This is a genomic window from Streptomyces spiralis (assembly GCF_014654675.1).
Taxonomy (GTDB): domain Bacteria; phylum Actinomycetota; class Actinomycetes; order Streptomycetales; family Streptomycetaceae; genus Streptomyces; species Streptomyces spiralis.
In genome coordinates this window covers 303385-330206 of record NZ_BNBC01000002.1, presented here as the reverse complement: position 1 = coordinate 330206, position 26822 = coordinate 303385, and the positions used below count along the sequence as shown (strand labels likewise).

Here is a 26822-nt window from a genome sequence, read left to right as displayed (position 1 = left end):
TGGGCCGTCACCCCTGGGAGACGGCCCCACTCACCTGGGACGGACTGCCGAAGACGGCCTCACTCGTTGAAGACGGCCTTCTGCACCTCGTTCGGTCCGTCGAAGTGGTCCTGCTTGAGGCCGCCGAGCCGGCTGACGATCTTCTCGTTCGCCTTGTTCTTCTTGGCTCGCTCGACCAGATGCTGCTTGTCCGTCGGGTAGTCCATGCCGCTGAGGGCCTTCTGCAGGTCGATGGGGCTGAGGTCGGCCATGGGAGCCTCCCGTGGGGGGTGGTACGGCCGCCGCCGGGCGGCCCGGTCTTGCTGACGAAAACTTCGCACTGTCGGAGTGCCCCACGGCGGCCGAGGCATTCAGCCCTCCTGTCCCGGCCGCCCCTCCAGTACCGCCATGGCCGCGTTGTGCCCCGGCACCCCGCTGACCCCTCCGCCCCGCACCGCGCCCGCGCCGCACAGCAGCACGTTGGCGTGGCGCGTCTCAACGCCCCAGCGGCCGGTACCCTCCTGGGCGTACGGCCAGCTCAGCGCCCGGTGGAAGATGTTGCCGCCGGGCAGGCGCAGATCGCGCTCCAGGTCCAGCGGGGTCTTCGCCTCGATGCAGGGCCGGCCGTCGGCGTCCGTGGCCAGGCAGTCGGCGAGCGGTTCGGCGAGGTGGGCGTCGAGCTGGCCGAGGGTGGCCTTCAGCAGTTCGTCGCGTACGGCGTCGTTGTCCCGGGCGAAGAGCCGCGCGGGCGTGTGCAGGCCGAACAGGGTGAGCGTCTGATAACCCCGTTCGACGAGGTCGGGGCCGAGGATGGTGGGGTCGGTCAGGGAGTGGCAGTAGATCTCGGAGGGCGGCGCCGCGGGCAGCTCGCCGGCGGCGGCCTGGGCGTGCGCGGCGGCCAGCTGGCGGTAGCCCTCGGCGATGTGGAAGGTGCCGGCGAAGGCCTCGCGCGGGTCGACGGAGGTGTCGCGCAGCCTCGGCAGCCGCTTGAGCAGCATGTTCACCTTCAGCTGGGCTCCCTCGGCGGGCCGCGGTGGCTCGTCGCCGGTCAGCGCGGCCAGGGCCTGCGGGGAGGCGTTCACCAGGACGTGCCGGGCGCCGACCGTGCCCTCGCCCTCCGGGGTCCGGTAGGTGACCTCGGCGCTGCGGCCGTCGGAGGCCACCCGGATCACCTCGTGACCGGTGGCGATGCGGGCACCCGCCGCACGGGCGGCGTCCGCGAGGGCGTCGGTCAGCGCGCCCATGCCGCCGACCGGGACGTCCCAGGCGCCGGTGCCGCCGCCGATCACGTGGTACAGGAAGCAGCGGTTCTGCGCGAGGGACGGATCGTGGGCGTCGGCGAAGGTGCCGATGAGGGCGTCGGTGAGGACCACGCCGCGCACCAGGTCGTCGGCGAAGCGTTCCTCCACGGCGACGCCGATCGGCTCCTCGAACAGCATCCGCCAGGCGTCCTCGTCGTCGACGCGGCGGCGCAGTTCCTCGCGGGTGGGCAGCGGCTCGGTGAGCGTGGGGAAGACCCGCCGGGCGACGCGGCCGGTCATGCCGTAGAAGGACTGCCAGGACTCGTACTCCCGGTCGGAGCCGGTGAGCCGGGCGAAGGCCGCCCGGGTGCGCTCCTCGCCGCCGCCGACGAGCAGCCCGGTGGGCCGCCCGTTCCGCTCGACCGGTGTGTACGAGGAGACGGTGCGGGGGCGCAGCCGCACGTCCAGGCCCAGGTCGTCGAGGATCTTCCTGGGCAGCAGGCTGACCAGGTAGGAGTAGCGGGACAACCGGGCGTCGACGCCGGCGAACGGGCGGGTGGAGACGGCCGCTCCGCCGGTGTGATCCAGCCGTTCCAGGACCAGCACCGACCGGCCTGCCCGGGCCAGGTAGGCGGCGGCGACCAGCCCGTTGTGCCCGCCGCCGACGATGACGGCGTCGTACGTGCCCTGTGCCTCGTGTGCGCTCATGGCTCTTGGTAACACGGAGTGATCCACTTCGGCCAGGGGTGCGCGGCCCGGCGCGCACCTGGCCCGTTGGCCCCCGGCTCAGCGACCGCCCGCAGCCCGCTGCTGGCGCAGCACGGCCACCCGGCGGTACAGCTCCCCGGCCTCGGCGCCGCGGCCCAGCTGTTCCAGGCAGTGCGCCTCGTCGTTGCGGCTGGCGAGGGTGTCGGGGTGGTCGGCGCCCAGGACCTGCTCGCGGGCGGCGGCCACCCGGCGGTACTCGGTGAGCGCGTCGGCCCAGCGGCCGAGCCAGCCCAGGCCGACGGCGACCTCGCGGCGGCTGACGAGGGTGTCCGGGTGGCCGGTGCCGAGGACCCGCTCGCGCAGGGCGCACACGTCACGGGACTCGGCGAGGGCCTCCTCCCAGCGGCCGAGACGCCCGAGATTGACCCCGAGTCCGTGGCGGGCCCGCAGGGTCTCGGGGTGGTGGGGGCCGTGCACGCGGCTGCGGTCCTCGATCAGGTCGCGGTAGAGCTCGAGCGCCTCGGCGCTGCGCCCGAGGCGGCCCAGGCTGATGCCGATCTCGTAGCGGGCGGCGAGGGTGTCGATGTGGTCGGCGCCCAGCACCCGGGCGCGAGCCTCGGCGACCTCCCGGTAGGTCCGCAGTGCCTCGGCCCAGCGGCCCAGCTGCCCGAGCGCGTAGGCCACCTCGTACCGGGTGACCAGGGTGTCGGGGTGCTGCGGGCCGAGCACCCGGGCGCGGGCGGCGGCCACCTGGCAGGCCATGCGGTAGGAGTCCTCGAGGCGGCCCAGTCGGCTGAGGTTGAAGGCGAGGTTGTGCCGGCAGCGCAGGCTGTCGGGGTGGTCGGCGCCCATGGTGCGCTCGCGTGCGGTGAGCACCGCCGTGTACACCTGGTGGGCGTCGAAGTGGCGGCCCAGCTGCCCGAGGACGTACGCCATCTCCTGCCGGGCGGCGAGCGTGTCCGGGTGGTCGGGGCCGAGCGCGCGGATGCGGGCCTCGGCCACGTGCTTGTACTCGCGCAGCGCGTCGGCGGCGCGGCCGGTGCGGCTGAGGGTGAAGGCGACCTCGTAGCGGCTGGCCAGGGTGTCGGGGTGGTCGGCGCCGAGGAGCCGGGCGCGCGCGGCGGCGACCTCCCGGTGTATCTCGCCCGCCTCCGTCCAGCGGCCGAGCCGCCCCAGGCCGAGGGCCTCGTGGTGGCGGCCGTCGAGGGCCTCGACGGCCTCCGGGGGCGGGGTGCGCCGCCGATCGGGCCCGGCAGCGGACACGGCACCCGGCGCGGAGGCCGGCACGGCGTCCGGCCGGGCGCCCGTGGCGGGGTGCTCGGCACGGCGCTCGCCCTGTACGGCGGGGTGCGCGGTCCACGCGCCGGACAGACCCGCCGCCGCGTCCGGGGGTGTGCTGTGCGGTCCCGGACCGGCCGCCTTGTGGCCGGTGGACATGTCACGCGTCCAGGACGGCAGCCGGCCGGCCTCGCGGCCCGTCGGCTCGGGCGGGCCCGGCCGCGGGCGCGCGGTGACCACCGTGGGCACGTACGGCGGGCCCGTCCGGCCGGCGAGGAGACGACGTGTCAACTCGTGGGCGTCGTGCGGCCGTTGCTCGGGGAGCTTGGCGAGCAGGTCGAGGATGATCTGCTCCAGGTACTCGGGGAGGTCGGCGCGGTGGCGGCGGGGCGGTGCGGGCGGGGTGTCGCGGTGACCGACGAGGACCGCCCAGGCGTCGTCGAGGTCGAACGGCGGGGCGCCGGTGGCGATCTCGTACAGCACACAGCCCAGCGAGTACAGGTCGCTGCGCTGGTCGACCTCGCTGCCGCCGATCTGCTCCGGCGACATGTAGTGCGGGGTGCCCATGGCGATGCCGGTGCCGGTCAGCCGGGCGGTGAAACCGATGTCGTGGCCGAGGCGGGCGATGCCGAAGTCGCAGATCTTCACGGTGCCGTCGGCGAGGCGCACGATGTTCGCCGGTTTCAGGTCCCGGTGCACGATGCCCTGCTGGTGGGTGTAGGCGAGGGCGGCGGCGACCTGTTCGGCGATCTCGAGGACGTCGGTGACGGCCAGCGGCCGGTGCTCGTTGTCCTGAAGGAGCTGGCTGAGGTTGCGCCCGTCCAGCAGCTCCATCACCAGGTAGAGCACGCCGTCGGACTCGCCGAAGTCGTGCACGACGGTCACTCCCCGGTGCTGGAGGGCGGCGGCCACTCTCGCCTCGCGCCGGAACCGCTCGCGCAGCACGCGAGTGAAGGACTGGTCGTGGTGCGGGCCGAGCGGCTTGAGGCACTTGACGGCGACCTGCCGGCCCAGCGACTCGTCCCGCGCCCGCCAGACCTCGCCCATGCCGCCCCGCCCGATCGGGTCGAGCAGCCGGTACCGGCCCTGGATCAGCCTGGTGTCCGCCATCTCGCGCCGCCGCCCCCGTCGCCGTGTGCCACCGTGTGCCCCGCCGCCCTCCCGGCCGGGCCCGCCTCGCGGACCGCGCCCGGGGGCCGTGTCCCGGCGTCGGTCTGATCCACAAGGGAGACCCTCGCCCAGTATGGCGCGCTATCGTCCGACTTTGTACGGTGCCGGACGGGCTTCGGGGCCGAGCCTGGCCATGGCGCGCAGGATGTGTTTGGGCGGGAGTTGCCAGCGAAGACGTGCGGGAACGCGGCGCAGCAGGGTCCCGGTCGCCCGCAGCCGGCGGGTCACGACGTGGGGCGCGGGGGCCGCTCTGCCGTACAGCTCGTGGGCGTACGGTGGCAGGGCGGCGTACGCCAGATGCGCCACGCGCCGCCACAGCACCTCGCGCGCCGGGACGAGCAGCGGATGCGTCGGCGGGCGGAGCAGGAAGTCGTCCACGGCGCGGGCGTCGGCTCCCGCGGCGAGCTCAGGTCGCACCCCTTCGAAATAGTCCGCCAGGTCCGCCCGGCTCGCGGGCACGGCGTCCGGGTCGAGGCCGACCAGGCGGGCGCTGACGCGGTGTTCGGCGACGTAGCGGTCGGCCTGGGCGTCGGTGAGCGGGAACCCCGAGCGGCGCAGCACGTGCAGATAGGAGTCGATCTCCGCGCAGTGCACCCACAGCAGCAGGTCGGGAGTGTCGAGGCGGTACCGCTCCCCCGTCTCGGGATCGGTCGCCGACAGCATGCGATGGATCCGGCGCACCCTCGCACCCGCCCGCTCGGCGGCCTCGGCCGTCCCGTACGTCGTCGTCCCGACGAAGTTCGCGGTGCGCCTCAACCGTCCCCACGCGTCCCGCCGGAAGTCGGAGTTCTCCATCACCCCGCGCACGGCACGGGGGTGCAGGGCCTGCAGATACAGGGCCCTGATCCCGGCGACCCACATCATCGGATCACCGTGCATCTGCCACGTCACCGACCGCGGCCCGAACAGCCCGGGATCACCCACACTCTCCCGCGCACCCGCACCCGTGCGTATGGTCTCCACCTGGGCAGGCTATCGCTCTCCTACGAGCAGTCCTGCCCCTTCGGACGACCCAGCAGCCCCGTCCCTTCGGAGCGAAGATCACGCCGAACGCCCCGAGCCCGGGCGCACAGGCAACCAGCAACCTGCCGGCAGCCCAGCCGCTACGGGGTCAGCGGTGCTGGACGCCCGGTTGGGCGCCGGGGGCCAGGGTCGGTTCGGTGACCGGGGCGTCGCCGAGGGCCTCGGTGATGGCGCTCAGCAGGTCGTCGGACAGTTCCACGCCGGAGGCGGCCGCATTGGCGTGGACCTGTTCGGCGCGGGAGGCGCCGGTGATCGCGGAGGCGACCTCGCCGCGGCGCAGGATCCAGGCGAGTGCGAGGGTGGGCAGGCTGAGCCCGGCCTCCTCGGCGATGGGGACGAGGCGCTGGACCGCCTGAAGGGTGGCGTCGCTGTAGACGAGGTCCTTCGACACCGCCATGTCCGCGGAGGCGAACCGGCTGCCCTCCGGTACCGGCTGCCCCGGCTTGTACTTACCGGTGAGGACGCCCTGGGCGAGCGGGGACCAGACGATCTGGGAGATGCCGTTCGCGGCGCACAGGCCGAAGACCTCGGCCTCGGGGGCCTGCCACAGCATGGAGTACTGCGGCTGGGAGGAGACGAACAGGTCGGGCCCGGCGATGTCGATCGCGGCCCGGATCTGCTCGGGGGTCCATTCGCTGAAGCCGAGGTAGCGGGCCTTGCCCTGCTGGACCACCTTCTGGAACGCCTCGACGGTCTCCTCGATCGGCACGGTGGGGTCGAAGCGGTGCGCCTGGTAGAGGTCGACGTGGTCGGTCTTCAGGCGGATGAGGGAGGCGTCGATCTGCTTGGCGATCTGCGCCGCGGACAGGCCCTGGTCGGCCGGGTCGTCCGACATCGGGAAGTAGACCTTGGTGGCCAGGATGTAGGAGTCGCGGGGGCGGGAGGAGAGGATCTCCCCCCATGCCGTCTCGGCGGCGCCTTGGCCGTAGACGTTGGCGGTGTCGAAGAAGTTGACGCCCGCGTCGAAGGCCGCCTCGGTGCAGGCGCGGGTCGCGTCCGCCTCGACGCCGCCGGAGTAGGTGAGCCAGGACCCGAGCGAGATCTCCGAGACCTCAAGGTCCGAGCTGCCGAGCTTGCGGTACCGCATGGATGCTCCTCTGTGTCGATGTATCGGATGTATCGGCTGTATCGGGTGAAACGTCTGCGTCGGGTGGTGGATGTCTGAACAGCTTCGGCGTGCCGCCGACAGCTGGTGCTGATTGGGCGTACTGGGGGCGTGTACCCCGGGCGCGGACGAAGCGAGTCGGTCCGGGGGCCGGCGCCTGCTGGTGCGGGTCTCGCGATCACCTACGCCGACTCCCACCTGCGCCCCGGATTCACTGGCCCAGGAAACGATCAAGAAGACCGAGGCGGCCTCGCCAGGCTTCGGGGAAGCCTGGTCCCCGTTCGTCCACCTCTGCTACGGCCGGCCGTTCAAGGGCGGCGGGCGCACCCCCGACGTCAGCGCGCAGGGCGCTCCCCCGGTCCTCGTCGTCGCCAACACCGGCGACTCGACGACGCCGTACGAGGGTGCCCAGCACATGGTGCGCGAGCTGGGCGAAGACGTCGGCGTCCTGCTGACGGTGCGGGCCGAGGGCCATGGGTCCTACGCCTGCTTGGAGGAGTACCGGAGTCATGGCAAGGGCATGCCATACGCTGCCCCGATGAGCGGAGTGATCGACTACGGACGTTTCGGGGAGCGCCTGAAGAGCGTGATGCCGCGGTGGGGGGACCGTGCCCGGATGTCTCCGGAGGAGTTCGCCGCGCATCTCGCGGACACGGCGCCGCGGTGGGAGCTGCTGCGCCGGTTCCAGGAGGAGTGGGGCTACGAGGTTCCCGAGGACGCCGTTCCGTGGCAGCGCTGGTCCGAGAGCGAGCACCGGCAATATCTGCGCCGGCTGAAGGGCGAGGCGGTGGGTGCGGGGGACGCCGATCCGTTCGAGAGCGTGGATGTGAGCCTGCCGATCCCGGCCGCGCTGGACGAGTGGTGGGAGCTGCCGTTCAACTCCTTCACCCACAGCCCGCGCCTGTACTGGACGCACCCCGAGTACCCGCCGACGCTGCGGCCCGACCCGGGCGGTTACGGCGTCGCGGGCGGGCTGCCCGACGACACGGCCCTGGTGCCCGCCGGTGCCGACCGCCGGGTGTGCGTGTTCAAGGCCGAGTACGAGTACTGCAACGAGTGGGGATATGCGGCGGCCGATGCGGGACTTCCGGATCCACGAGTGCTGGCCACCGACTCCGATGAGGAGTGGGTGCTCCAGGCGGGATCCGTCTCGGAGTTCTTCCTCCAACTCGCCGTGCAGCGGCTGCCGTCGTACTACGGCTGGACGGTGTACGGCGACGACGACACCGAGCGGATCGTGGCGTGGGTCCGGGACGAACTGCCCACCCTGGGCTTCGAGCCATGGCGTGAAGTCGGTCAGCACATCACCGTGTACGGCGCTCCCGACGCACTCGTGTTCCACGACACCGGGTACGGCGATGTCGAGTTGACCGTGCACGGACGTACCCCTCAGGCGCTCGAGGCACTGGGTGCCCGCATGGGACTCGACTGGTCCGAGCGGATCCTGACGCCCCGTGCGGTGACGGAGGCCCCGAAGCCGATCGCGCTGCGGGCCGGCGACACGGACGAGACAGGCCGCTGGACGGTGCTCTCGACGTCCCAGGAAACCGTGGAGTCCGGCACCGAGCGGTCCTCGGCGAGTGACGCCGCCGGCTCCTGGACCGTGTCCGGAGCGATCGCCGTCTCCGGCGACGAGGACGGCACCCTGCGGGCGCGCCGGCTCGACAGCGACGCCGCTCCGGTGGTCGCCCGCCCGCCGTCCGGGCCCGCGACGGCCCTGGCCTGCATCGAACTCCCCGACGAGGGGGCACTGATCGCGAGCGGGCATCGGAACGGGACGCTGTACCTGTGGATGCCGGACTCCGGCGACGGGCCGCTCGAGGTGGCGCGTCGGCGCCCGAAGCTCACCGGGCTCGCGCTCACCGCCACCGCCGCGGGGACGGCCCTCGCCGCATGCTGGCGCGACGACGTGGTGGCGCTGTGGGACATCGCGTCGGGCGAACGCGCCGACCTCGATCTCGGCCCCGGTATCACCGATGTGCGGCTGGACGAGGACCTGCGCCTGACGGTCTGCGGGCCGAGCGGACACGCCGTCGTCCGGCTCGACGCCGACGCGCTCTGGCCGGCCCGCGAGCTCATGCTGCGGGTGGTCTCCTTCGAGAACGCGGCCTGTGCGACGGACGCGGACCCCGAGGTCGTGCCCCGGCGCCTCGCACGGCTGCTGTCCTGGGACGCCGACGACGCGCGGCGCGCGATCGACGAACTGGACGTGCTCCTGGATCCCGGGAGGGAGCTGTGTTCGGCCGCGGTACTGGCCTTCGCCTATCTGACGCAGATCGGTGCGGCCGTCGGAGTGGGGGCCCACCACTGTCACGTCCGGCGCCGGGTGCTCGGCCTGGCGCTGCGCATCGTCGCGGCGATGGACACGGCCGAGGGGCGGGCGACGGACGCGGCCGAGGAACACTGGCACGCGGTCGCCCGCGAGATGCTCCGGGGGATCATCCCCGTACTCCCCGACATGCTGGAGGAGGAGGATCCCGCCACGCGCACGGCGGGCGCGCTGCTCGTCGCCGCGCTGCCGGAGCGGGACGAGAGGGCCGACGTGCTGCTGCGCGCACTCGCCGCCGGTGACCCCGATCCGGAGGTCGCGGCCGCGGCCGCGCTGGCGCTGGCGCTCGGCGATGCCACCGCCGTGGACACGCTGGTCTCGGCCGGCTGGGAGCGGGCCGATCTGGACTCGTTGCCGCAAGGCGGGTGATGCGGTCACCCAGGGCCACAGAAGGGGACCGGCGGTGGCTCGCGCAGGCTCACGCCCCCGGAAGGTGAGGACGGCGGCGGACGGCGGCGGAGGCCATGGTCCCCCTCGGCACATCGACAGCGCGTCGATGACCTTCGGTCGGCGCCCGGCTCAGTTCAGGATCGCGATGAACTCCCCGCAGGCCTTGGCGCAGGTCCGGCAGGCGCCCGCGGCCTGCTCGGCGCCCGGGTGCCGGTCGAAGACGTGCGCGCTCTCCAGACAGACGCTCACACACCACTCCAGCTGGGTGCGGAGGGCGGCCTCGTCCTGGGTGTTCTGCTCGGACAGCACCCGGCAGGTCGTGTCGCAGACCTCCGCGCACATGATTCCCATGCGCCGCAGGAGTTCCTGCTCCTCGCTCCCGCCCGGGTCCACCAGGCTCGCCCGCAGGGCGCTGGCCCGCGCACACTCCGTGCACGCCTGCGCACAGGCGAACCGGTCCTCCAGGAACCGTATGAGTTCCTGTTGCGAAGTCGTCGATGGTGTCGTAGATGGCGTAGTCACACTCGGCGGGTAGCCGGTGCCGTACCCGCCAAACCCGCTGCTCCCAAGGGCTCCGCCCGTTTTCCGTGCCTCGTGCAGGGCACTCGACCGGCCCGGAGATCAACCAGGACGGAGGTGGGATCCATGCCCGGACGACAGGAACTGCCGTCGACACTCGAGCGCTCCCCCGAGGACGCCCAGCGCACCTGGATCAAGGCCCATGACTCGGCGGTGGAGGAGTACGGCGAGGGCGAGCGGGCGCACCGTGTCGCGTACGGCGCTCTCAAGCACAAGTACGAGAAGGTCGGCGACCACTGGGAGCGCAAGGAGGGCGGTCGCAAGGGCCCCTCGGACCCCCAGTCGGCCCGGCCCCGCGGCCAGGGCGGGCGCAGCGGCGAGGGCGTCGACGAGAGCGCGTCCAAGGAACACCTGTACGACATGGCGAAGGAGCTCCACATCGAGGGCCGCTCGCACATGTCCAAGGGCGAGCTGCTGGAGGCGATCCGCAAGGAGAACCGTTCCCGCACCCGCCAGGCCCGCTCGTGAGGCCTGGTGAGCCGGGTTAGCCAGGTGCGCCAGTCCAGGTGCGCCAAGCGTGCCGGGTGTGCCGAGTCCGTCTCCTTGCGGGGCGTCCTCTCGCGCACCCGGCCCGCGGTCCGGTCGTTCCCGGTGAGTCGGTTCGTGGTGGTGGGCCCGGGTACTCGCGCGTCGTGAGTTCGACGCCGTACCGGCTGGGCCCCGGTGGCCGCCGACCCCGCCGACCGTCTCGTCTCCACGTGAGGCCGTCGCACAGAGGGAAGTGAGATCCATGGCCGATGATCCCGGCCGCAGTACCCTGCCCCTGCCCGACTACGACCATCTTCCCCTCGGCGCCCTGGAGAGCCGCGTGCGCTCGCTGTCCGCCGAGGAGGTCGAGGAGCTGCTCGCCTACGAGCGCACCCACGCCGACCGCGTTCCGGTGACCGAGGTGCTGACCGCCCGCCTCGAGCAGCTGCGGTCGGGCGCCCAGCCCACCCCGGGCGACCCCACGGCGCTGCGCCCGGAGCAGGCCGCGGGACAGGCGGGTTCCCAGGTGACCCCCGCGACCTCCCCGCAGCCGTTCGGCGCGCCGCCGCACGGCACCCCGGACCAGCGCGGCAAGCCCAAGGGCGACCGCACATAAGGAGCGGGTCACACCTGGTTTCCTTGCCGGCACCGGCGCACTGGCATTCGTGCGCCGGTGCCGTTGCGCAAGTCAGGGGCGCGGGCCCCAGTCCCGATCCGGGCTCCAGTCCGGGTCCGGGGCCGGGTACTGGAACACCATGCCGAGCACCCCGCACCCGAGCACGCCGAAGCCGAGCAGCGCGAGCCACAGGCCGTAGACGACGCCCAGCGCCAGCACGGCCGCGCCGAGCGCGACGACGATCGGCCAGGGGCTGTGCGGGGAGAAGAAGCCCACCGGTCCGGCGGCGTCGATCACCTCGGCGTCGGGGCGGTCCTCGGCGCGCGGGCCGTCGCCCCTGCGGTGCCGCACCCTCAGGAAGAACGCGACCAGAGCGGCCATCACGGCGGCGACGGCCAGGGCGGCGCTGCCCGCGGGCTCGGCGGACCACCAGCCGTAGCCCGCGGCGGTCACGGCGAAGAACAGCGCCACACCGGTGAAGAGCCGGGCCTCGGTTCTCACGACACACTCCTACGGTCCGTCAGCCAGCGGTCTGCCGCTTGCCGTTCGCCTTGCTGCTCGCCCGCCTGTTCGCTTGGCTGTTCGCTTGGCTGTTCGCTTGGTTGCTCGCTCGGCTGTTCGTTGCCTGCCGCTCCCGCCGGACGATGTCCGGGTGGTGCAGGTCGAACGCCGGGGACTCCGACCGGATGCGGGGCAGAGCGGTGAAGTTGTGGCGCGGCGGCGGGCAGGAGGTGGCCCACTCCAGGGAGCGGCCGTACCCCCAGGGGTCGTCGGTCTCGGCCATGCGGCCGTGCCGGGCGGACGTCCAGACGTTGTAGAGGAACGGCAGCGTGGACAGCCCCAGCAGAAAGGCGCCGATGGAACTGACCGTGTTGAGCAGGGTGAAGCCGTCGGCGGCGAGATAGTCGGCGTAGCGGCGCGGCATGCCCAGCTCGCCGAGCCAGTGCTGGACGAGGAACGTGGTCTGGAAGCCGACGAACAGCGTCCAGAAGTGGATTTTGCCGAGTCGTTCGTCGAGGAACCGGCCCGTGAACTTCGGCCACCAGAAGTAGAAGCCCGCGAACATCGCGAACACCACGGTGCCGAAGAGCACGTAGTGCAGATGGGCCACGATGAAGTAGCTGTCGGTGAGGTGGAAGTCCAGCGGCGGGGAGGCGATCAGCACCCCGCTCATGCCGCCGAGCAGGAACGTCACCATGAAGCCCAGCGACCACAGCATCGGTGTCTCGAACGACAGCGAGCCGCGGTGCATGGTGCCGATCCAGTTGAAGAACTTCACCCCCGTCGGCACCGCGATCAGGAACGACATCATGGAGAAGAACGGCAGCAGCACCGCCCCGGTGGCGAACATGTGGTGGGCCCACACCACCGCCGACAGCATGGTGATCGCGATGGTCGCGCCCACCATGCCCACGTAGCCGAAGACCGGTTTGCGGCTGAACACCGGGATGACCTCGGAGATGATGCCGAAGAACGGCAGGGCGACGATGTAGACCTCTGGGTGCCCGAAGAACCAGAACAGGTGCTGCCACAGCAGGGCACCGCCGTCATCGGCCTCGAAGATCCGCGCGCCGAACCTCCGGTCCGCCTCCAGCGCGAGCAGGGCCGCCGTGAGGACGGGGAAGGCGGGCAGCACCAGGATCGAGGTGAACAGCGCGTTCCAGGTGAAGATGGGCATCCGGAACATGGTCATGCCGGGGGCGCGCAGACACAGGATGGTGGTGACGAAGTTGACCGCGCCCAGCGTCGTGGACACTCCGGTCACCACCAGCCCCATCACCCACAGATCGCCTCCCGTGCCGGGGCTGCGGACCGCGCTGTTGAGCGGCGCGTAGGCGAACCAGCCGAAGCCGGCCGCCCCGCCGTGCACCAGGAACCCGGACACCACCATGAGCCCGCCGAACAGATACAGCCAGTACGACAGGGCGTTGAGCCGGGGGAAGGCGACATCGGGCGCGCCGATCTGCAACGGCATGACGGCGTTGGTGAACCCGGCGAACATCGGGGTCGCGAACAGCAGCATCATCACCGTGCCGTGGATGGTGAACAGCTGGTTGTACTGCTGGTTGTCGAACAACTGCAGACCGGGCCGCGCGAGTTCGGCGCGCATCAGCAGCGCGAGCACCCCGCCGAAGAGGAAGAAGGAGAACGCCGTCGTCATGTACAGGTTGCCGATCACCTTGTGATCGGTGGTGGTGATCCACCGCAGCAGGGCCTGTCCGGGTCGTCCGGGTCCCGGACTCGTCCGACGCACCCGCGCCCCGCGCGGCCCCCGCGCCCTCCTTCTGCCCACCGTCATGCGCCGCGGGTACCCGGCGAGGTCTCGCTCAAGCCGCCGCCACTGACGGCCCGTCGGGCTGCGCCCGGCCGGTCGGGCCGCGATGATGTACGCGGGCTGGTTTCACGCGCCCGCGCCCGGTCACCCGCGGCACCGGAAGGAGGCGCCGTCACCATGTCACGCCGAAGGACGCGCCCGTCGTGGGCCGTTGAACTCTACCGGCGGGGCAGGCGGCTGGAACTCATGCACCGGGCGCTGGGGTTCGCCACTCTGGCGCTGATCACCCTGGCTCCGCTGCTGATCGTCGTCGCCGCGGCGGACCCCCTGCGCCACAGCGGGTTCGCGCTCTGGCTGGTGGACGGCATGGACCTGTCCGGCCGGTCGGCCGAGGTGCTCTCCGACGTCTTCAGCCCGCCGCGCGAGGTGACCGGCACCACCAGCGTGTGGGGCGCGGTCCTGCTCGCGGTGTTCGGTCTGTCCTTCGCCGCCGGCGTGCAGAACGCCTACGAGCGGGTGTGGCGGCTGCCCGCCGGGCCGTGGCACCGGATCTGGCGGCAGGCCGTCTGGCTGGGCGTCCTCATGGTCTACCTGTACGTCCAGGTGCAGACCCGCACCGTGCTCGCCGGGAACTACCGCATGCTGCTGAGCGTGGCGATCGGTGTGCTGTTCTTCTGGTGGGGGCCGCACTTCCTCCTCGGCCACCAGGTGCGATGGCGGCTGCTGCTGCCCGGTGCCGTGGCCACCATGGCCGGTTTGGTGGGCCTGCGGGCCTTCTCCTACCTGGTGTTCACCCCGCTCATCGTCACCAACGCGGTCAGCTACGGCTCCATCGGCACCATCCTGGTGGTGGAGTCGTGGCTCATCGGCGCCGGGTTCGTCGTCTACGGCGGCGCGCTGGTCGGTCATGTCTTCTGCGACCGGACGGGACACCTGCTGAAGCACGGGAAGCCTCCCGAGGAGCTCGGAGAACCCGGAGAACCCGGAGAACCCGGGGCAGTCAGGGAGCCCCAGGAACCAGGTGAGCTGGAGGAACCAGGGGGACCAGAGGAACCACAAGACCCGGAGGAGCCCCCACAGCGGACGCGTGGATGAAGGGTGTGCGGGGCACTCGGGCCAGGAGACGCGAACCGCGCCCGCCCCGCCCCGCCCCCGGACCTCACCGGGTCCCGTCCATCCGCACGCCATCGGAGAGGAAGCCCGCCATGACGGCCGCAGAGCGGTCCTACGACGACGAGGGCACCGTGCCCCTCGGCGGGTACGCCGTGCTCGCGGCGACCTTCGCGACGGGTGCGGCACTGTTCGCCGTGGGGGCCCGGCGGAGCGGCGTACGCCTGCCCGACCAGGTTCCGCCGTGGGACGTGGCGCTGCTGGGCGCGGCCACGTTCAAGGCGTCCCGGCTGCTGACCAAGGACAAGGTCACCAGCTTTCTGCGCGCCCCGTTCACCCGTCGCCAGGCCGACACCACGGCGGGCGAGGTCATGGACGAGCCGCGCGGCGACGGAGTCGTCCGGCGCGCCGTCGGTGATCTGGTGTCGTGCCCGTTCTGCGTCTCCGTCTGGGTGGCCGCCACGCTGGCCGGGGGCTACGCCTGCGCACCCCGGGCCGCCCGACTGGTGTGCGCGGGGCTGGGTGCGGTGACGGTGGCGGACTGGCTCCAGTACGCCTGGAGTCTTACGGAGCGGAAGGCCGAGGACTGAGCCGGGCGTGGGGGCCGAGGACTGAGCCGTGGGTACGGGCCGAGGACTGAGCCGGGCGTGAGGGCCGGGGAGCTGAGCGCGGTGACCGAGCTGGCGGTGCTGGTGGGGTTGCAGGCGTCGGGCAAGTCCACGTTCTACCGCTCCCGGCTCGCGGACCGCTTCGAGCTGGTGAGCAAGGACCTGTTCCCCCGTGGCGCGCGCCGCAAGCAGGCCCGGCAGATGCGGCTGGTCGAAGGGGCCCTGGCCGCCGGCCGCTCGGTGGCCGTCGACAACAACAACCCCTCCCCGGAGGAGTGGCGCCCTCTGGTGGACGCCGGGCACGCACACGGCGCCACGGTCATCGCCTACTGGTTCCCGCCGGACCTGGCGGGTTCGCTGCGCCGCAACGCCCTGCGCACGGGCCGCGAACGGGTCCCGGACGTCGGCATCCACGCGACGCACGGACGGCTGCGCCGCCCCGCGCCCGGCGACGGCTTCGACGCGGTGTACGGCGTGCGGTTCGACGGCCACGGTGGGTTCGAGGTCCGGCGGCTCGCCTGACGACCATCGCGTGCCGGCAGCCGGACCCGCCCATATTCATGTCTGTGAATATGAATCATCTACTCGTCTATTGACGCGTTCACGGCACGCTTACCGTGCGGAGAAAGCGCTTTCCCCCCACTCTCGCAAGGCCCGGCCACCCGGCCCCCTTCAAGGGCCGAACCGCCATTCTGGAGACGAGAACGATGCAGCTCAGACCCGTCATCGCGTCCGCCGGCCTGCTGGCCGGCGCGCTCGTCGCACTGTCCGGCGGCACGGCGACACTGAAGGTGCGCATCGCCAACGGAACCACCACCGCACGGCCGGCGGACGTCATCGTGAACGGTTCGACGGCCACGAACGCGACGTTCGCGGGCACCGGCGCCTGGAACACCTGGGCGACGCAGACACTGACCGTGCCGGTGAAGGCGGGCAGCAACACCGTCCGGTTCAGCCCGACCACCTCCGGCGGCCTGCCCAACATCGACTACCTCGACGTCGACGTGTCCGGCGACAGCACGACGCCACCGGCGAGCGGCGCGTTGTACGTGGCCCCGAACGGCAGTGACGGCGCGGCCGGAACGCAGTCGAACCCGACGACGCTCGCCTCGGCGATCAGCCGCGTCGCTCCCGGCGGCACGATCTACCTGCGCGGCGGGACGTACAACTACTCGTCGACGATCACCATCCCGCAGGGCCAGGACGGGACCTCCAGTGCCCGTACCACCCTGTCCGCCTACCCGGGCGAGACTCCGGTGCTGAACTTCTCGGCCCAGAGCGAGAGTTCGTCCAACCGCGGGATCCAGCTCTTCGCCTCGTACTGGCACCTGTACGGCCTGACCGTCGAGCACGCCGACGACAACGGGATCTACGTCGGCGGCAGCAACAACGTCATCGAGCGCGCGGTGACGGCGTACAACCACGACACGGGGCTCCAGCTCGGCCGGATGGCCTCCAGCACCCCCAGCAGCCAGTGGCCGTCGAACAACCTGGTCCTGAGCTCGGAGTCGCACGACAACGAGGACTCCGGCGGCGAGAACGCCGACGGGTTCGCCGCCAAGCTCACCACCGGCACCGGGAACGTGTTCCGCTACGACGTCTCCCACAACAACATCGACGACGGCTGGGACCTCTACACCAAGTCCGACACGGGCGCCATCGGCCCGGTGACCATCGAGTACTCCCTGTCCTACAACAACGGCACCCTCACCGACGGCACCCAGAACACCAGCGGTGACCGCAACGGCTACAAGCTCGGCGGCGAGAAGATCGCGGTCAACCATGTCGTCCGGCACAACATCGCCTTCCACAACGGCCATGACGGGTTCACCTACAGCAGCAACCCCGGCGACATGACCGTCACCGACAACGTCGGCATCGACAACGCCGAGCGCAACTTCCACTGGGAGAGCGGCAACTCCGTGTTCCGGAACGACACCTCGTGCCGGTTCGGCGTCAGCGGCACCAACGACAAGGTCGTGGGCAGCACCGACAGCTCGGACCAGTTCTGGACCGGCTCCAACGGCTCCCGGTGCTCCTCGTACTCCGGCGCCCTGGCGTGGTCCTACGCCTCCGACGGCCATCTCGTGGTGACCTTCGGCGGCAAGCAGGTCACGCCGTAGCGCACCGCGCCGCCTTCCCGGCCGGCCCCGACCGTCACCTTCGGTCGGGGCCGGCCTCGCTCTGTCCGCGCTCTGGTCACGGCGGCGGTGGTGCGCTATACCTTCTCCGCGTGATTGATCCTGCTCGATTCCTCGTTGAATCGAGCAAGTTCAAGCAATCTCGCCGAGATCAGGTGATCAGAGGCGAGCATCCGCCGCCCGACGTGTGCGAAGGGACCGACATGACCGCTCCACCCCGCAGACGCAAGGCCTTCCGTTCCCAAGGACCCCAAAAACCCCGAGGACCCCGTGGATCCCGAGGTGTCCGAGGGGTGGTCCTCGCCGCCGCGGCCGTGTTCGCGGTGCTCGCGGCCACGGTCGCGCCGTCTCCCCCGGCCCGGGCCGCGACCGCCACCACCGAGGGGACCGAGACCGTCATCGGCGCGGTCACCGGCTTCTCGCACTCCGGCGCCTCCTTCACCTTCACGGCGGGCACGGCGAAGGCCCGGGTCGGCTTCGTCTCCGCCGACACCTTCCGTATCGAGGTGGCACCCGACGGCACGTTCACCGACCCCGTCGGCGACGACATCGTGCTGCCCCAGGGCAAGCCGCCCGCCACCCGCTGGGCCGACCGCGGCGACCGCTACGAGCTGTCCACGGACAAGGTGACCCTGCGGGTGTACAAGGCACCACTGCGCTTCGCCCTGTACCGCGTCGACGGCACCCGGCTGTGGGAGGAGACCCGCGGCATCAGCTGGAACGGCACCTCCACCACCCAGACCCTGGCGCGCGGCGCCGACGAGCAGTTCTACGGCACCGGCGAGCAGAACGGCAGCGGCAACACCTCGCACCGCGGCAAGACCCTCAAGGTCGGCGTCGACTACGACTGGGACGAGGGCGGCCACCCCAACTCGGTGCCGTTCTACCTGTCTTCGGCCGGGTACGGCGTCTACCGCAACACCTACGCCCCCGGCACCTACGCCTTCACCGACCCGGTCACCACCACCGAGCAGGAGAACCGGTTCGACGCCTACTACTTCGCCGGTGACAGCGCCAAGGACGTCATCGGCCAGTACACGGAGCTCACCGGCCGCCCGATGCTGCCGCCGATCTACGGCCTGGAGATCGGCGACTCCGACTGCTACCTGCACAACGCCAACCGCGGCGAGCGCCACACCCTGGACGCCCTGAAGGTCGCCGACGACTACGTCGAGAACGACATGCCGCTGGGCTGGATGCTCGTCAACGACGGCTACGGCTGCGGCTACGAGAACCTCGCCGAGACCGCCGAGGGCCTCGTCGACCGCAAGATGCAGATGGGTCTGTGGACCGAGGACGGCCTGGACAAGCTGGCCGACCAGGTCAAGGCGGGTCAGCGGGTGGCGAAACTGGACGTGGCCTGGGTGGGCGACGGCTACAAGTTCGCCCTGGACGGCTGCAAGGCGGCGTACCAGGGCATCGAGGACAACAGCGACGCGCGCGGCTTCACCTGGGCGCCGGAGAGCTGGTCCGGCGCGCAGCGCTGCGGTGTGCAGTGGAGCGGCGACCAGTCGGGCAGCTGGGACTACATCCGCTGGCAGATACCCACGTACGCCGGGGCCACCATGTCGGGCCTGGCCTACACGACCGGTGACGTGGACGGCATCTTCGGCGGCAGCGCCAAGACGTACACCCGCGATCTGCAGTGGAAGGCGTTCCTGCCGACCGTGATGACCATGGACGGCTGGGCCGCCAAGGACAAGCAGCCGTACCAGTACGGGGAGCCGTACACCAGCATCAACCGCAAGTACCTCAAGCTGAAGGAATCGCTGCTGCCGTACATGTACACGTACGCGGCCCAGGCCCACCGCACCGGCGTCGGCCCGGTGCGGCCGCTGGCGCTGGAGTACCCCGATGACGCCAAGGCGGCCGGTGACGCAGCCAAGTACGAGTTCCTGACCGGCGAGGACTTCCTGGTGGCGCCCGTCTACAGCGACACCGCCGTGCGCGACGGCATCTATCTGCCCAAGGGCGACTGGATCGACTACTGGTCCGGCCGGATCTACCACGGCCCGACGACCGTCGACGGCTACCAGGCCCCCCTGGACACCCTGCCGCTGTTCGTCAAGGCGGGCGCGTCGGTCCCGATGTGGCCGGGTGTCAGGTCCTACCAGGACCGCACCGCGAACTCCCCGCTCGCCTGGGACGTCTACCCGCAGGGCAGCACCTCCTTCACCCTGTACGAGGACGACGGGGTGACCCGGCAGCACCGGGACGGTGCGTACGCCGAGCAGCAGGTGGCGGTGACCGCCCCGGACCACGGGGCGGGAGCGGTGCGCATCGCCGTGGGCGCCGAGAACGGTGACTTCGTCGGCCAGCAGAAGAGCCGCCCGTACCGGTTCACCGTGCACACCGGTTCCTCGCCCCGGCAGGTGCGCCTGGACAGCGGCGCGCTGCCCCGGTTCACCTCCAGGGCCGCCTTCGACGTGGCCGCGGAGGGCTGGTGGTACGACGCCTCCGACCGGGCCGGGGTCGTCCAGGTCAAGACGCGGGCCGTGAGCACCGCGCGGGCCTTCCGGATCGACCTCGACGCGGCGAGCGCGGTGGGCGGCAAGGTGCCCGGGGCGACCGGCACGGTCGCGCTCACGCCTCCGCAGGAACTCGGTGCCGGCGTGTCCGGAAAGGTCACGGTGGACTTCACCGCCGGCCGGACCGGGGCGGACACCGCCGAGCTCTCCCTGGCCGCCCCCGAGGGCTGGACCGTCTCACCGGCACGGTCCGTCGGCGGCCTCGAACCGGGTCAGCGGGCGAGCGCGGAGTTCACCGTGACCCCGCCGGCCGACGCGCAGCCCGGCGAGGCCGTTCTCACCGGCACGGCTCGCTACCGGGCGGCGGGAGAGGACCTTGTCGCCGCGCAACGGGCCGCGCTGCGCACCATGCCGGCCCCTCCCGAGGGGGAGACCTGGGCCAGTGATCTGCCCTGGCTGAACGCCACCAACGGCTGGGGGCCGCCCGAACGCGACCGCAGCAACGGGGAGTCGGCCGCAGGCGACGGCCATCCGCTCACCCTCAATGGCACCGCCTACACCAAGGGCATCGGCGCGCACGCGAACTCCGACATCGAGTTCTGGCTCGGCGGACAGTGCTCCTCGCTCACCGCCACCGTCGGCATCGACGACGAGATCAACGGCTACGGCGGCGTGTCCTTCTCGGTCGTCGCCGACGGCAGGACGCTGTGGTCCTCCCCCACCGTCAGCGGAAAGTCCGACCCGGTTCCGGTGAATGTGCCGCTGACCGGGGCCAGGCACGTCCATCTGGTGGTCACCGACACCGACGGCACGAAGTCCGGTGACCACGGCGACTGGGCGGACGCGAAGTTCCACTGCGCCTGACGCGCGGACGCGCCCGATCCACCGGTTCGGCGTCCCGGTCCCAGGGGGTGTCTCGTCGGTCAGGCCGGATCAAAAAGCGGTGCCGGCCACCGCGAGCCCGGCATGATCGGCGAGACACCCCCTACGGCCTCTCGCGCCGTGGGGCCGGGGCGCCGGCCGGTGCGGTGCTCGCCCGGACGACGAGCCGCGGCTCCACCGACGCCGGTTCCGGCAGCGCGCCGGGGTCGGCGACGTGCCGCAGCAGGTGGGCCACGGCGAGCGCGCCCATCTGCCCGAACGGCTGGGCGACCGTGGTCAGCGACGGCGAGCAGTACTCGGCCAGCTCGATGTCGTCCACGCCGACCACGGAGATGTCCTCCGGCACCCGCCGACCCTGCTCGTGCAGGGCCCTGATCACACCGAACGCCATCTCGTCGCTGGCGACGAACACCGCCGTCACCTCCGGGATCCGGGCCAGGACCAGTCCGCCCCGGTACCCCGAGGCGGGCGACCAGTCGCCCTCCAGGGGTGGCGGCACCGGCCGGCCGGCCTCCTCGAGCGTGGCGCGCCAGCCGTCGCGCCGGGCCGCCGCCTCCAGCCACTCCTCGGGACCGGCGAGGTGCCAGACCGTCTCGTGGCCCAGGTCCAGCAGATGACGGGTGGCCAGCCGGGCTGCCAGCGCCTGGTCGACGGCCACCACCTCGGTGGCGTCGGTGCGCGACCCGTCGATGGTGATGGTGGGGACGGCCCGGGTGAACTGCTCGATCCGCGGACTGCTGTGGGTCAGCGGCACCGACAGGATGATCCCCTCGACGCCCTGGTCGGCCAGCCGGGACAGCGCGGCCTCGATGGCGGAGGTGTCGAGCGAGGCGGTGGTCGCGGTGCTGACCGTGTACCCGGCGGCCTGGGCCGCGTGCTCGATGCCGGAGGTGACCGCGGCACGGGAGTAGAAGGTGGTCCGGAGGGTCACCACGCCGATCGTGCGACTGCGTCCCGAGGAGAGCATGCGGGCCGCGTTGTTGCGCCGGTAGCCGAGCTGCTCGACCGCGGCCAGGACCGTGGCCCGTGTCTTCTCCCGCACGTTGGGGTGCCCGGACAGCACGCGTGACACGGTCTGCGCCGACACTCCGGCGACCCGCGCCACATCGGTCATCCCCGGCGGCCGCCCCTCGGCGCCCTTCTGCTTCGCCATGGGTTCCTTCCTCGTACCGGGCTCGATGATATCGCCCACAACCGGATGCATCCGCTGCTTCCCTCGGGCTCCGTCCTGCCTGCGCTCCATCTGTTGGCATCGATAACATCCTCTGCCATAGTTGCGCCCGTCGGCCCGCGCCCAGCATCCAGGAGGAGCCGTGAAGAGCCACGTCCGTCGGCGGGACGGCATCGATCACATCCCGGAGTTCCCCACGGATCCTTCGGGGACCACGGAAAGGGCCGCGGTCCCCGCACAGTCCCTGCTGACCTGCTCCGGCGGCACGCTGCTGCGCGCCGGACGGCCGCACCGGGTGCTGTCCGGTTCACTGCACTACTTCCGCGTCCATCCCGAGCAGTGGGCCGACCGGTTGCGGCGGCTGGCGGCGCTCGGCCTGAACACCGTGGACACCTACGTCCCGTGGAACTTCCACGAGCGCTCCGCGGGTGACGTGCGCTTCGACGGCCCGCGCGACCTGACGCGCTTCGTCCGGCTGGCGCAGGAGACGGGACTGGACGTCGTCGTGCGCCCGGGACCGTACATCTGCGCCGAGTGGGACAACGGCGGGCTGCCCGCCTGGCTGACCGGCACCCCGGGCATGCTGCTACGCACCTGCCACGGCCCGTTCCTGGACGCGGTGGGGCGCTGGTTCGACGCGCTGATCCCGCGCGTCGCCGAGCTCCAGGCCGGCCGGGGCGGACCGGTCGTGGCCGTGCAGATCGAGAACGAGTACGGCAGTTACGGCGACGACCACGCCTACGTCCGCTGGGTGCGCGACGCCCTCGTCGAGCGCGGTATCACCGAGCTGCTGTACACGGCCGACGGGCCGACGCCGCTGATGCAGGACGGCGGGACCGTGCCCGGGGAGTTCGCCGCGGCCACGCTCGGCTCACGCCCGGCCGAGGCGGCGGCGCTGCTGCGCTCGCGCCGCCCGCACGAGCCGTTCTTCTGCGCGGAGTTCTGGAACGGCTGGTTCGACCACTGGGGCGAGAAGCACCACGTCCGGTCCGCCGCGGGCGCGGCCGAGACCGTGCGCCAGATCCTCGACGCGGGCGGCTCGGTGAGCCTGTACATGGCGCACGGCGGCACCAACTTCGGGCTGTGGGCGGGCGCCAACCACGACGGTGAACGCCTTCAGCCGACCGTGACCAGCTACGACTCGGACGCGCCGGTCGCCGAACACGGCGCGCTCACCCCGAAGTTCTTCGCCCTGCGGGAGAAACTGGCCGCGTACGGCGGCCCGGAGGCGAGGATCCCCGCGCCACCGGCCGATCCGCCGCTGCTGGCGCCCCGCACCCTCGACGTCACCCGGCGGGCCGCACTGCTGCCCGCGCTGCGCTCGGCCGCAGAGCCGGTCCGGGCTCCTGTGCCGCTGAGCTTCGAGGAGCTCGGCCAGGCCTCCGGTCTGGTCCTCTACGCCGCCGAACCGCTGCTGCCGCCGGGCCGCCACGAGCTGACCGTCACGGGCCTGCACGACCGCGCCCAGGTGTTCGTCGACGGCGCCCCCGTCGCCGTACTGGACCGGGAGACCGCGTCGTTCACCGTGCCCGGCGCGGGCGCCCGCGTCCGGCTGGAGGTGCTGGTGGAGAACCAGGGCCGGATCAACTACGGCCCGTTGCTCGGGCAGGGCAAGGGCATCCTCGGCGGGGTGCGCGTGGACCGCCGGCTGGTGCACGGCTGGAGCATGTACCGGCTGCCGCTGGACGAGTGGGGGCCGCAGGACACCGCCCGCGCCGCGGCGGCGGCACCCCCCGGCGGCGGCGCGGGCTTCGCCACCGCCCGGCTGGCGGTGGCCGAGCCGGCCGACACCTTCCTGGCCCTGCCCGGCTTCGGCAAGGGCTTCGTGTGGGTCAACGACACCCTGCTCGGCCGCTACTGGGAGATCGGTCCGCAGCGCACGCTCTACGTGCCCGGCCCGCTGCTGCGCGCCGGTGACAACACACTCACCGTCCTGGAGCTCGAACGGTTCGGCGACCGCCTCGCCCTGCGCGACCGGCCCGTCCTCGGACCGCCCGAGGAGTACGTCGAGACCTTCGACTGACACCCCGCACCCCACAGGAACCGCACAGGCACCACACCCAGGGGGCGGCGCATCCCGGCGCCACCCGTCACGAGTAAGGAGCACCTGTGTCAACTCCACTGTCAACTCCACGGAGAAGACTGGCCGGAGCGCTGGTCGCCGCGGTCGTCGCCACGGCACCGGCCGTGCTCGGCGGCGGTGCGGCGGCCGCCGCGCCCGCGACGCCCGACGCCGACCCCACATACACCGTCACCGTCGACGCGAAGGGTTCCTGGACCCATCCGGACGACACCCCGGCCGCCCCGTACATCGACAAGGACGGCACCTTCCACTTCCAGCAGTCCCACGCCCTCTACGGCGCGAACGACAGCCGCCAGTGGACCTTCTTCACCGGCAAGGACTTCGACACCGCCGCCCGTGACGGCCGCCTGAGCGACGCGGTGAACCCGGCCGACCCCGAGGACCGGAACAACGACACCACCTCGCGGTGCAACAACAGCCCCACCGGCCTGACGGCCACCTACGCCCCGGCCGGTTCGGGCTACGCGCAGAAGAACTACTGCGACCTGGCGGGTGTGTGGGTCGACCCGGACACCGGCGACTGGTACGGCCTGGTGCACAACGAGTTCACCCCGCAGCCGTTCGGCGACGGGCTCCACTACGACGCCATCGACTACGCCGTCTCGAAGGACCAGGGCCGGACCTGGGCCATCAAGGACCACGTGATCACCTCGCCGTACAGCACGCGGCGCGGCGACACCACCGCGTTCCCGCAGCAGACGTACCACTACGGCGACGGCGACCCGCGCCTGTTCGTGGACACCGCCTCCGGCTATTTCTACGTCTTCTACGGCTCGCGGATCGTGGAGAAGGGCGGCGGCTGGAAGGCCTTCCACGCGCATGTGGCCCGCGCCCCGATCTCCGGGAAGATGGCGCCGGGTTCGTGGCGGAAGTGGTACGACGGCTCCTGGTCGCAGCCCGGCACGGGCGGCGAGGAGAGCAACATGGTGCCCGCCGACGCCACGCATCCCACCGGCTACACCCCGCCGGAGCAGGAGTACGACCCGGCGAACAGCGGCACGGTGAGCCAGCAGGTGGCCGCGGGCAAGATGCCCCCGACCTCGCCCCTGTTCGTCATGGACATCACCTACGACGCCCATCTGGGGCTGTACATCGGCGAGCCGCAGGCCGTGGACCAGAGCGGGAACGCTCCGCAGCAGTTCTACGCCACCGACGACCTCGCCACGCAGAAGTGGCGGCTGATCGGCGACACGGGCGGCCACACCAACGCCTCCTGGTACCGCTGGTTCCTGGACCCCGCCAACCGGACCTCCTCCACCATCGTGGGCAGGTCGTTCCGCTCGTACTGCTCCTTCGGCTGCTCGGGCGGCTCGGCGAGCGAGTACGTCGACGTCACGATCGGCACCTCCGCGCCCGCCACGCCGGTCGACCCGCGCCGGACGTACCGCATCACCAGCGGCGGCGGCCGCGTCCTCGCCCAGGTCCCCGGCGGCTCCGCCACCACCTCCACGGCCAGGGCCACCGGTTCCGCCCTGCAGTCCTGGATCTTCACCGGCAACGGCGACGGCTCGTACCGCATCGCCAACGCCGCCACCGGCGGCCTCCTGGGCGTCGGCTCCTCCGCCACCGCGCAGCGCGCCTGGGGCACCGGGCCCACCGTGACCGCCGCCCACACCGGCGGGCCCTCCGTCGGTCAGCAGTGGTGGGTGATCCCCGGCACCACCGCCGACGGCACTCCCACCGGAACGTACCGGCTGGTCAACCGCTACAGCGGCCTGGTGATCGGGCTGTCCGCCGACGCACGGCGGCTCGCCGAGACCACACCGGCCCGCTACTGGAGCGACACCAGCGGCAACCGCGTCGGAGGAGCACGCACCGCGGCCGAACAGACGCTGACCCTCACCCCCACCGGCCGGGCAGCCGCCTCACCCCACGACTGACGCCTCCCTGCCCTCCCCCGCCCTTCGCCCTGCTGCGTCAGCCGCGCAGCAGGGCGAGCTGGTGTCGTACCGCGGCACCGACCCGGGGTTCGTCGTCGGAGGCGAGGAGGTCGAGCAGGGCACCGCGGAGCACCGCCAGGGCCAGCGTGCGGCGGACGGCACCGGTCTCGGAGTCCCGCTCCGGCCGCGGCTGGCAGGCGGCCAGGACCGCGAGCCAGTCGTCGACGGTGGCACGGGCGAACCCGGCCCACGCCCCGTCGGGCTCGACGAGGGACCGGGCGTACGCCTCGGCCCACAGCCGCAGCAGCGGGCGGTGCTCCTCGGCGGCGAGCCACGCCCACACCCGTTCGACCGCCGGAACCAGTCCGATGGGCTGCCCGGACCGGTCGGGCTGCCCGCCGTGCCCGAGGCGGTCCAGGATCGCCAGCTCGTCGGTACGGGCGCGCGCCAGCAGCGCCCGCACCAGACCGTCCTTGTTGCCGAAGAGGAACATCAGGACCCGGGGGCTGGAGCCGATGGCCGTGGCCAGCGGGCGCAGCGACAGATCGGCCAGGCCGTGCGCGAGTGCGTATCGGTAGGCGGCCTCCAGCAGTTCGACCTGCCGGGCGGACGGGGCTGTCGTTTCCTCGGGCATGGGGCTAGCGTAGCGTTACTGAAACAGTTGTGTCAGTGGGTGGAGGGAAGCGACCATGCCGCAGCAGGACCACCGGGCGCACGTCACCGTGCGCCGCGCCGACCGTCCCGGCGACCTGGGCTGGGTGGTGATGGCGCACGGTGAGGTCTACGACGAGCAGTTCGGCTGGAACACCGACTTCGAGGTCCTGGTGGCCCGGATCGTCGCCGACTACGCCGCCGGGCACGACCCGGCCAGGGAGGCCGGCTGGATCGCCGAGGTCGGCGGCGAACGCGCGGGATGCGTCTTCCTGGTGGCCGGTGACGAGCCGGGCGTGGCCAAGCTGCGCATTCTGCTCGTCACCCCGGCCGCCAGGGGCCTGGGTGTGGGCAGCCGCCTGGTCGGGGAGTGCCTGGCCTTCGCCCGCGAGGCCGGCTACCGGCAGGTGACGCTGTGGACCAACGACGTGCTGGTGTCCGCGCGCAGGATCTACCAGGGCCACGGCTTCACTCTCGTCGACGAGGAACCCCATCACAGCTTCGGTCACGACCTCGTCGGCCAGAACTGGACCCTCGACCTGCACGCCGGCCCGGCGGGGGACGCGGCGGGCCCGCTCGGTGACGGCGCTCGCGGGAGCACACTGGAGGTGAGCGCCGGGCACGGCGGCGACGGGTCTCACCGCGGCGTCGGCCGGTGACGCGGCTC

21 protein-coding genes are annotated in these 26822 nt (G+C 72.1%); 11 read left to right on the top strand and 10 right to left on the bottom strand.

What is annotated here, in order from left to right; all coding sequences use genetic code 11:
• Positions 1–59 precede the first annotated feature (59 nt).
• The 5 genes from IE318_RS03860 to IE318_RS03840 form a co-directional block, all read right to left on the bottom strand.
• Entirely contained in the window at positions 60–251 is a 192-nt protein-coding gene (locus tag IE318_RS03860; protein WP_030166129.1) for a DUF2795 domain-containing protein, read from the bottom strand.
• A 99-nt stretch (positions 252–350) separates the two neighbouring features.
• Complete coding sequence (locus IE318_RS03855) at positions 351–1928, bottom strand: phytoene desaturase family protein (RefSeq protein ID WP_189896280.1); 1578 nt, start codon at positions 1926–1928, stop codon at positions 351–353.
• Between the two features lie 78 nt (positions 1929–2006).
• Positions 2007–4316, bottom strand: a complete 2310-nt coding sequence (locus IE318_RS03850) for a serine/threonine-protein kinase (protein ID WP_189896278.1) — start codon at positions 4314–4316, stop codon at positions 2007–2009.
• Positions 4317–4457: 141 nt separating this feature from the next.
• Positions 4458–5255, bottom strand: coding sequence for an oxygenase MpaB family protein (locus IE318_RS03845; RefSeq protein WP_189896459.1), 798 nt, complete (start codon positions 5253–5255; stop codon positions 4458–4460).
• A 232-nt stretch (positions 5256–5487) separates the two neighbouring features.
• Positions 5488–6486 carry an aldo/keto reductase family protein gene (locus IE318_RS03840; RefSeq protein WP_189896276.1) on the bottom strand — a complete coding sequence of 333 codons (999 nt, stop codon included), beginning with the start codon at positions 6484–6486 and terminating at the stop codon, positions 5488–5490.
• Between the two features lie 181 nt (positions 6487–6667).
• On the opposite strand from IE318_RS03840, the gene IE318_RS44675 reads away from it, so the two are divergent.
• On the top strand, positions 6668–9202 hold the full coding sequence (locus IE318_RS44675; RefSeq protein WP_229903313.1) for an alpha/beta hydrolase: 2535 nt from the start codon (positions 6668–6670) through the stop codon (positions 9200–9202).
• 150 nt (positions 9203–9352) lie between these two features.
• Here the strand turns inward: IE318_RS44675 and IE318_RS03830 are convergent, their stop codons facing one another.
• Complete coding sequence (locus tag IE318_RS03830) at positions 9353–9745, bottom strand: four-helix bundle copper-binding protein (RefSeq protein WP_030166115.1); 393 nt, start codon at positions 9743–9745, stop codon at positions 9353–9355.
• A 123-nt stretch (positions 9746–9868) separates the two neighbouring features.
• Here IE318_RS03830 and IE318_RS03825 point away from each other — a divergent pair, with 123 nt between their 5' ends.
• Both IE318_RS03825 and IE318_RS03820 read left to right on the top strand, forming a co-directional pair.
• Positions 9869–10270: a ChaB family protein gene (locus tag IE318_RS03825; protein ID WP_030166112.1), complete on the top strand. Its 402-nt coding sequence runs from the start codon at positions 9869–9871 to the stop codon at positions 10268–10270.
• Positions 10271–10532: 262 nt separating this feature from the next.
• Positions 10533–10886 (top strand): DUF8129 domain-containing protein, encoded by a 354-nt coding sequence (locus IE318_RS03820; protein ID WP_189896274.1) that lies wholly within the window; start codon positions 10533–10535, stop codon positions 10884–10886.
• 72 nt (positions 10887–10958) lie between these two features.
• On the opposite strand, the gene ctaF is transcribed toward IE318_RS03820, so the two are convergent.
• Positions 10959–11387, bottom strand: coding sequence for an aa3-type cytochrome oxidase subunit IV (gene ctaF / locus IE318_RS03815; protein ID WP_189896271.1), 429 nt, complete (start codon positions 11385–11387; stop codon positions 10959–10961).
• 19 nt (positions 11388–11406) lie between these two features.
• The gene (ctaD, locus tag IE318_RS03810) at positions 11407–13185 is read right to left on the bottom strand and encodes an aa3-type cytochrome oxidase subunit I (RefSeq protein ID WP_189896269.1); all 1779 of its coding nucleotides are present in this window, start codon (positions 13183–13185) and stop codon (positions 11407–11409) included.
• Positions 13186–13338: 153 nt separating this feature from the next.
• Here ctaD and IE318_RS03805 point away from each other — a divergent pair, with 153 nt between their 5' ends.
• The 5 genes from IE318_RS03805 (at position 13339) to IE318_RS03785 (ending at position 20352) form a co-directional block, all read left to right on the top strand.
• Positions 13339–14256 carry a YhjD/YihY/BrkB family envelope integrity protein gene (locus tag IE318_RS03805; RefSeq protein ID WP_189896267.1) on the top strand — a complete coding sequence of 306 codons (918 nt, stop codon included), beginning with the start codon at positions 13339–13341 and terminating at the stop codon, positions 14254–14256.
• Positions 14257–14366: 110 nt separating this feature from the next.
• Positions 14367–14861 (top strand): DUF1360 domain-containing protein, encoded by a 495-nt coding sequence (locus tag IE318_RS03800; protein WP_189896265.1) that lies wholly within the window; start codon positions 14367–14369, stop codon positions 14859–14861.
• Positions 14862–14918: 57 nt separating this feature from the next.
• The gene (locus tag IE318_RS03795; protein WP_229903312.1) at positions 14919–15401 is read left to right on the top strand and encodes an AAA family ATPase; all 483 of its coding nucleotides are present in this window, start codon (positions 14919–14921) and stop codon (positions 15399–15401) included.
• 185 nt (positions 15402–15586) lie between these two features.
• Complete coding sequence (locus IE318_RS03790; RefSeq protein ID WP_189896263.1) at positions 15587–17002, top strand: right-handed parallel beta-helix repeat-containing protein; 1416 nt, start codon at positions 15587–15589, stop codon at positions 17000–17002.
• Positions 17003–17313: 311 nt separating this feature from the next.
• Entirely contained in the window at positions 17314–20352 is a 3039-nt protein-coding gene (locus IE318_RS03785; protein ID WP_506005409.1) for an NPCBM/NEW2 domain-containing protein, read from the top strand.
• A 121-nt stretch (positions 20353–20473) separates the two neighbouring features.
• Here the strand turns inward: IE318_RS03785 and IE318_RS03780 are convergent, their stop codons facing one another.
• The gene (locus tag IE318_RS03780; RefSeq protein WP_030166087.1) at positions 20474–21523 is read right to left on the bottom strand and encodes a LacI family DNA-binding transcriptional regulator; all 1050 of its coding nucleotides are present in this window, start codon (positions 21521–21523) and stop codon (positions 20474–20476) included.
• A gap of 262 nt (positions 21524–21785) precedes the next feature.
• Here IE318_RS03780 and IE318_RS03775 point away from each other — a divergent pair, with 262 nt between their 5' ends.
• Together IE318_RS03775 and IE318_RS03770 are read left to right on the top strand one after the other, a co-directional pair.
• Positions 21786–23564, top strand: coding sequence for a glycoside hydrolase family 35 protein (locus IE318_RS03775; protein ID WP_229903322.1), 1779 nt, complete (start codon positions 21786–21788; stop codon positions 23562–23564).
• Positions 23565–23662: 98 nt separating this feature from the next.
• Positions 23663–25504, top strand: a complete 1842-nt coding sequence (locus tag IE318_RS03770) for an RICIN domain-containing protein (RefSeq protein ID WP_373311063.1) — start codon at positions 23663–23665, stop codon at positions 25502–25504.
• A 37-nt stretch (positions 25505–25541) separates the two neighbouring features.
• Here IE318_RS03770 and IE318_RS03765 read toward each other — a convergent pair whose 3' ends face one another.
• Positions 25542–26138, bottom strand: coding sequence for a TetR/AcrR family transcriptional regulator (locus IE318_RS03765; protein WP_189896259.1), 597 nt, complete (start codon positions 26136–26138; stop codon positions 25542–25544).
• A 55-nt stretch (positions 26139–26193) separates the two neighbouring features.
• On the opposite strand from IE318_RS03765, the gene IE318_RS03760 reads away from it, so the two are divergent.
• A complete protein-coding gene (locus tag IE318_RS03760; protein WP_189896257.1) occupies positions 26194–26814 on the top strand; it encodes a GNAT family N-acetyltransferase in 621 nt (206 codons plus the stop codon).
• Positions 26815–26822 lie beyond the last annotated feature (8 nt).

What these genes read in the sequence shown, in the direction of transcription:
- IE318_RS03860 (WP_030166129.1), bottom strand. Translation starts at nt 251, where the DNA reads ATGGCCGACCTCAGCCCCATCGACCTGCAGAAGGCCCTCAGCGGCATG.
- IE318_RS03855 (WP_189896280.1), bottom strand. Translation starts at nt 1,928, where the DNA reads ATGAGCGCACACGAGGCACAGGGCACGTACGACGCCGTCATCGTCGGC.
- IE318_RS03850 (WP_189896278.1), bottom strand. Translation starts at nt 4,316, where the DNA reads ATGGCGGACACCAGGCTGATCCAGGGCCGGTACCGGCTGCTCGACCCG.
- IE318_RS03845 (WP_189896459.1), bottom strand. Translation starts at nt 5,255, where the DNA reads ATGCACGGTGATCCGATGATGTGGGTCGCCGGGATCAGGGCCCTGTAT.
- IE318_RS03840 (WP_189896276.1), bottom strand. Translation starts at nt 6,486, where the DNA reads ATGCGGTACCGCAAGCTCGGCAGCTCGGACCTTGAGGTCTCGGAGATC.
- IE318_RS03825 (WP_030166112.1), top strand. Translation starts at nt 9,869, where the DNA reads ATGCCCGGACGACAGGAACTGCCGTCGACACTCGAGCGCTCCCCCGAG.
- IE318_RS03820 (WP_189896274.1), top strand. Translation starts at nt 10,533, where the DNA reads ATGGCCGATGATCCCGGCCGCAGTACCCTGCCCCTGCCCGACTACGAC.
- ctaD (WP_189896269.1), bottom strand. Translation starts at nt 13,185, where the DNA reads ATGACGGTGGGCAGAAGGAGGGCGCGGGGGCCGCGCGGGGCGCGGGTG.
- IE318_RS03805 (WP_189896267.1), top strand. Translation starts at nt 13,339, where the DNA reads ATGTCACGCCGAAGGACGCGCCCGTCGTGGGCCGTTGAACTCTACCGG.
- IE318_RS03800 (WP_189896265.1), top strand. Translation starts at nt 14,367, where the DNA reads ATGACGGCCGCAGAGCGGTCCTACGACGACGAGGGCACCGTGCCCCTC.
- IE318_RS03790 (WP_189896263.1), top strand. Translation starts at nt 15,587, where the DNA reads ATGCAGCTCAGACCCGTCATCGCGTCCGCCGGCCTGCTGGCCGGCGCG.
- IE318_RS03780 (WP_030166087.1), bottom strand. Translation starts at nt 21,523, where the DNA reads ATGGCGAAGCAGAAGGGCGCCGAGGGGCGGCCGCCGGGGATGACCGAT.
- IE318_RS03765 (WP_189896259.1), bottom strand. Translation starts at nt 26,138, where the DNA reads ATGCCCGAGGAAACGACAGCCCCGTCCGCCCGGCAGGTCGAACTGCTG.
- IE318_RS03760 (WP_189896257.1), top strand. Translation starts at nt 26,194, where the DNA reads ATGCCGCAGCAGGACCACCGGGCGCACGTCACCGTGCGCCGCGCCGAC.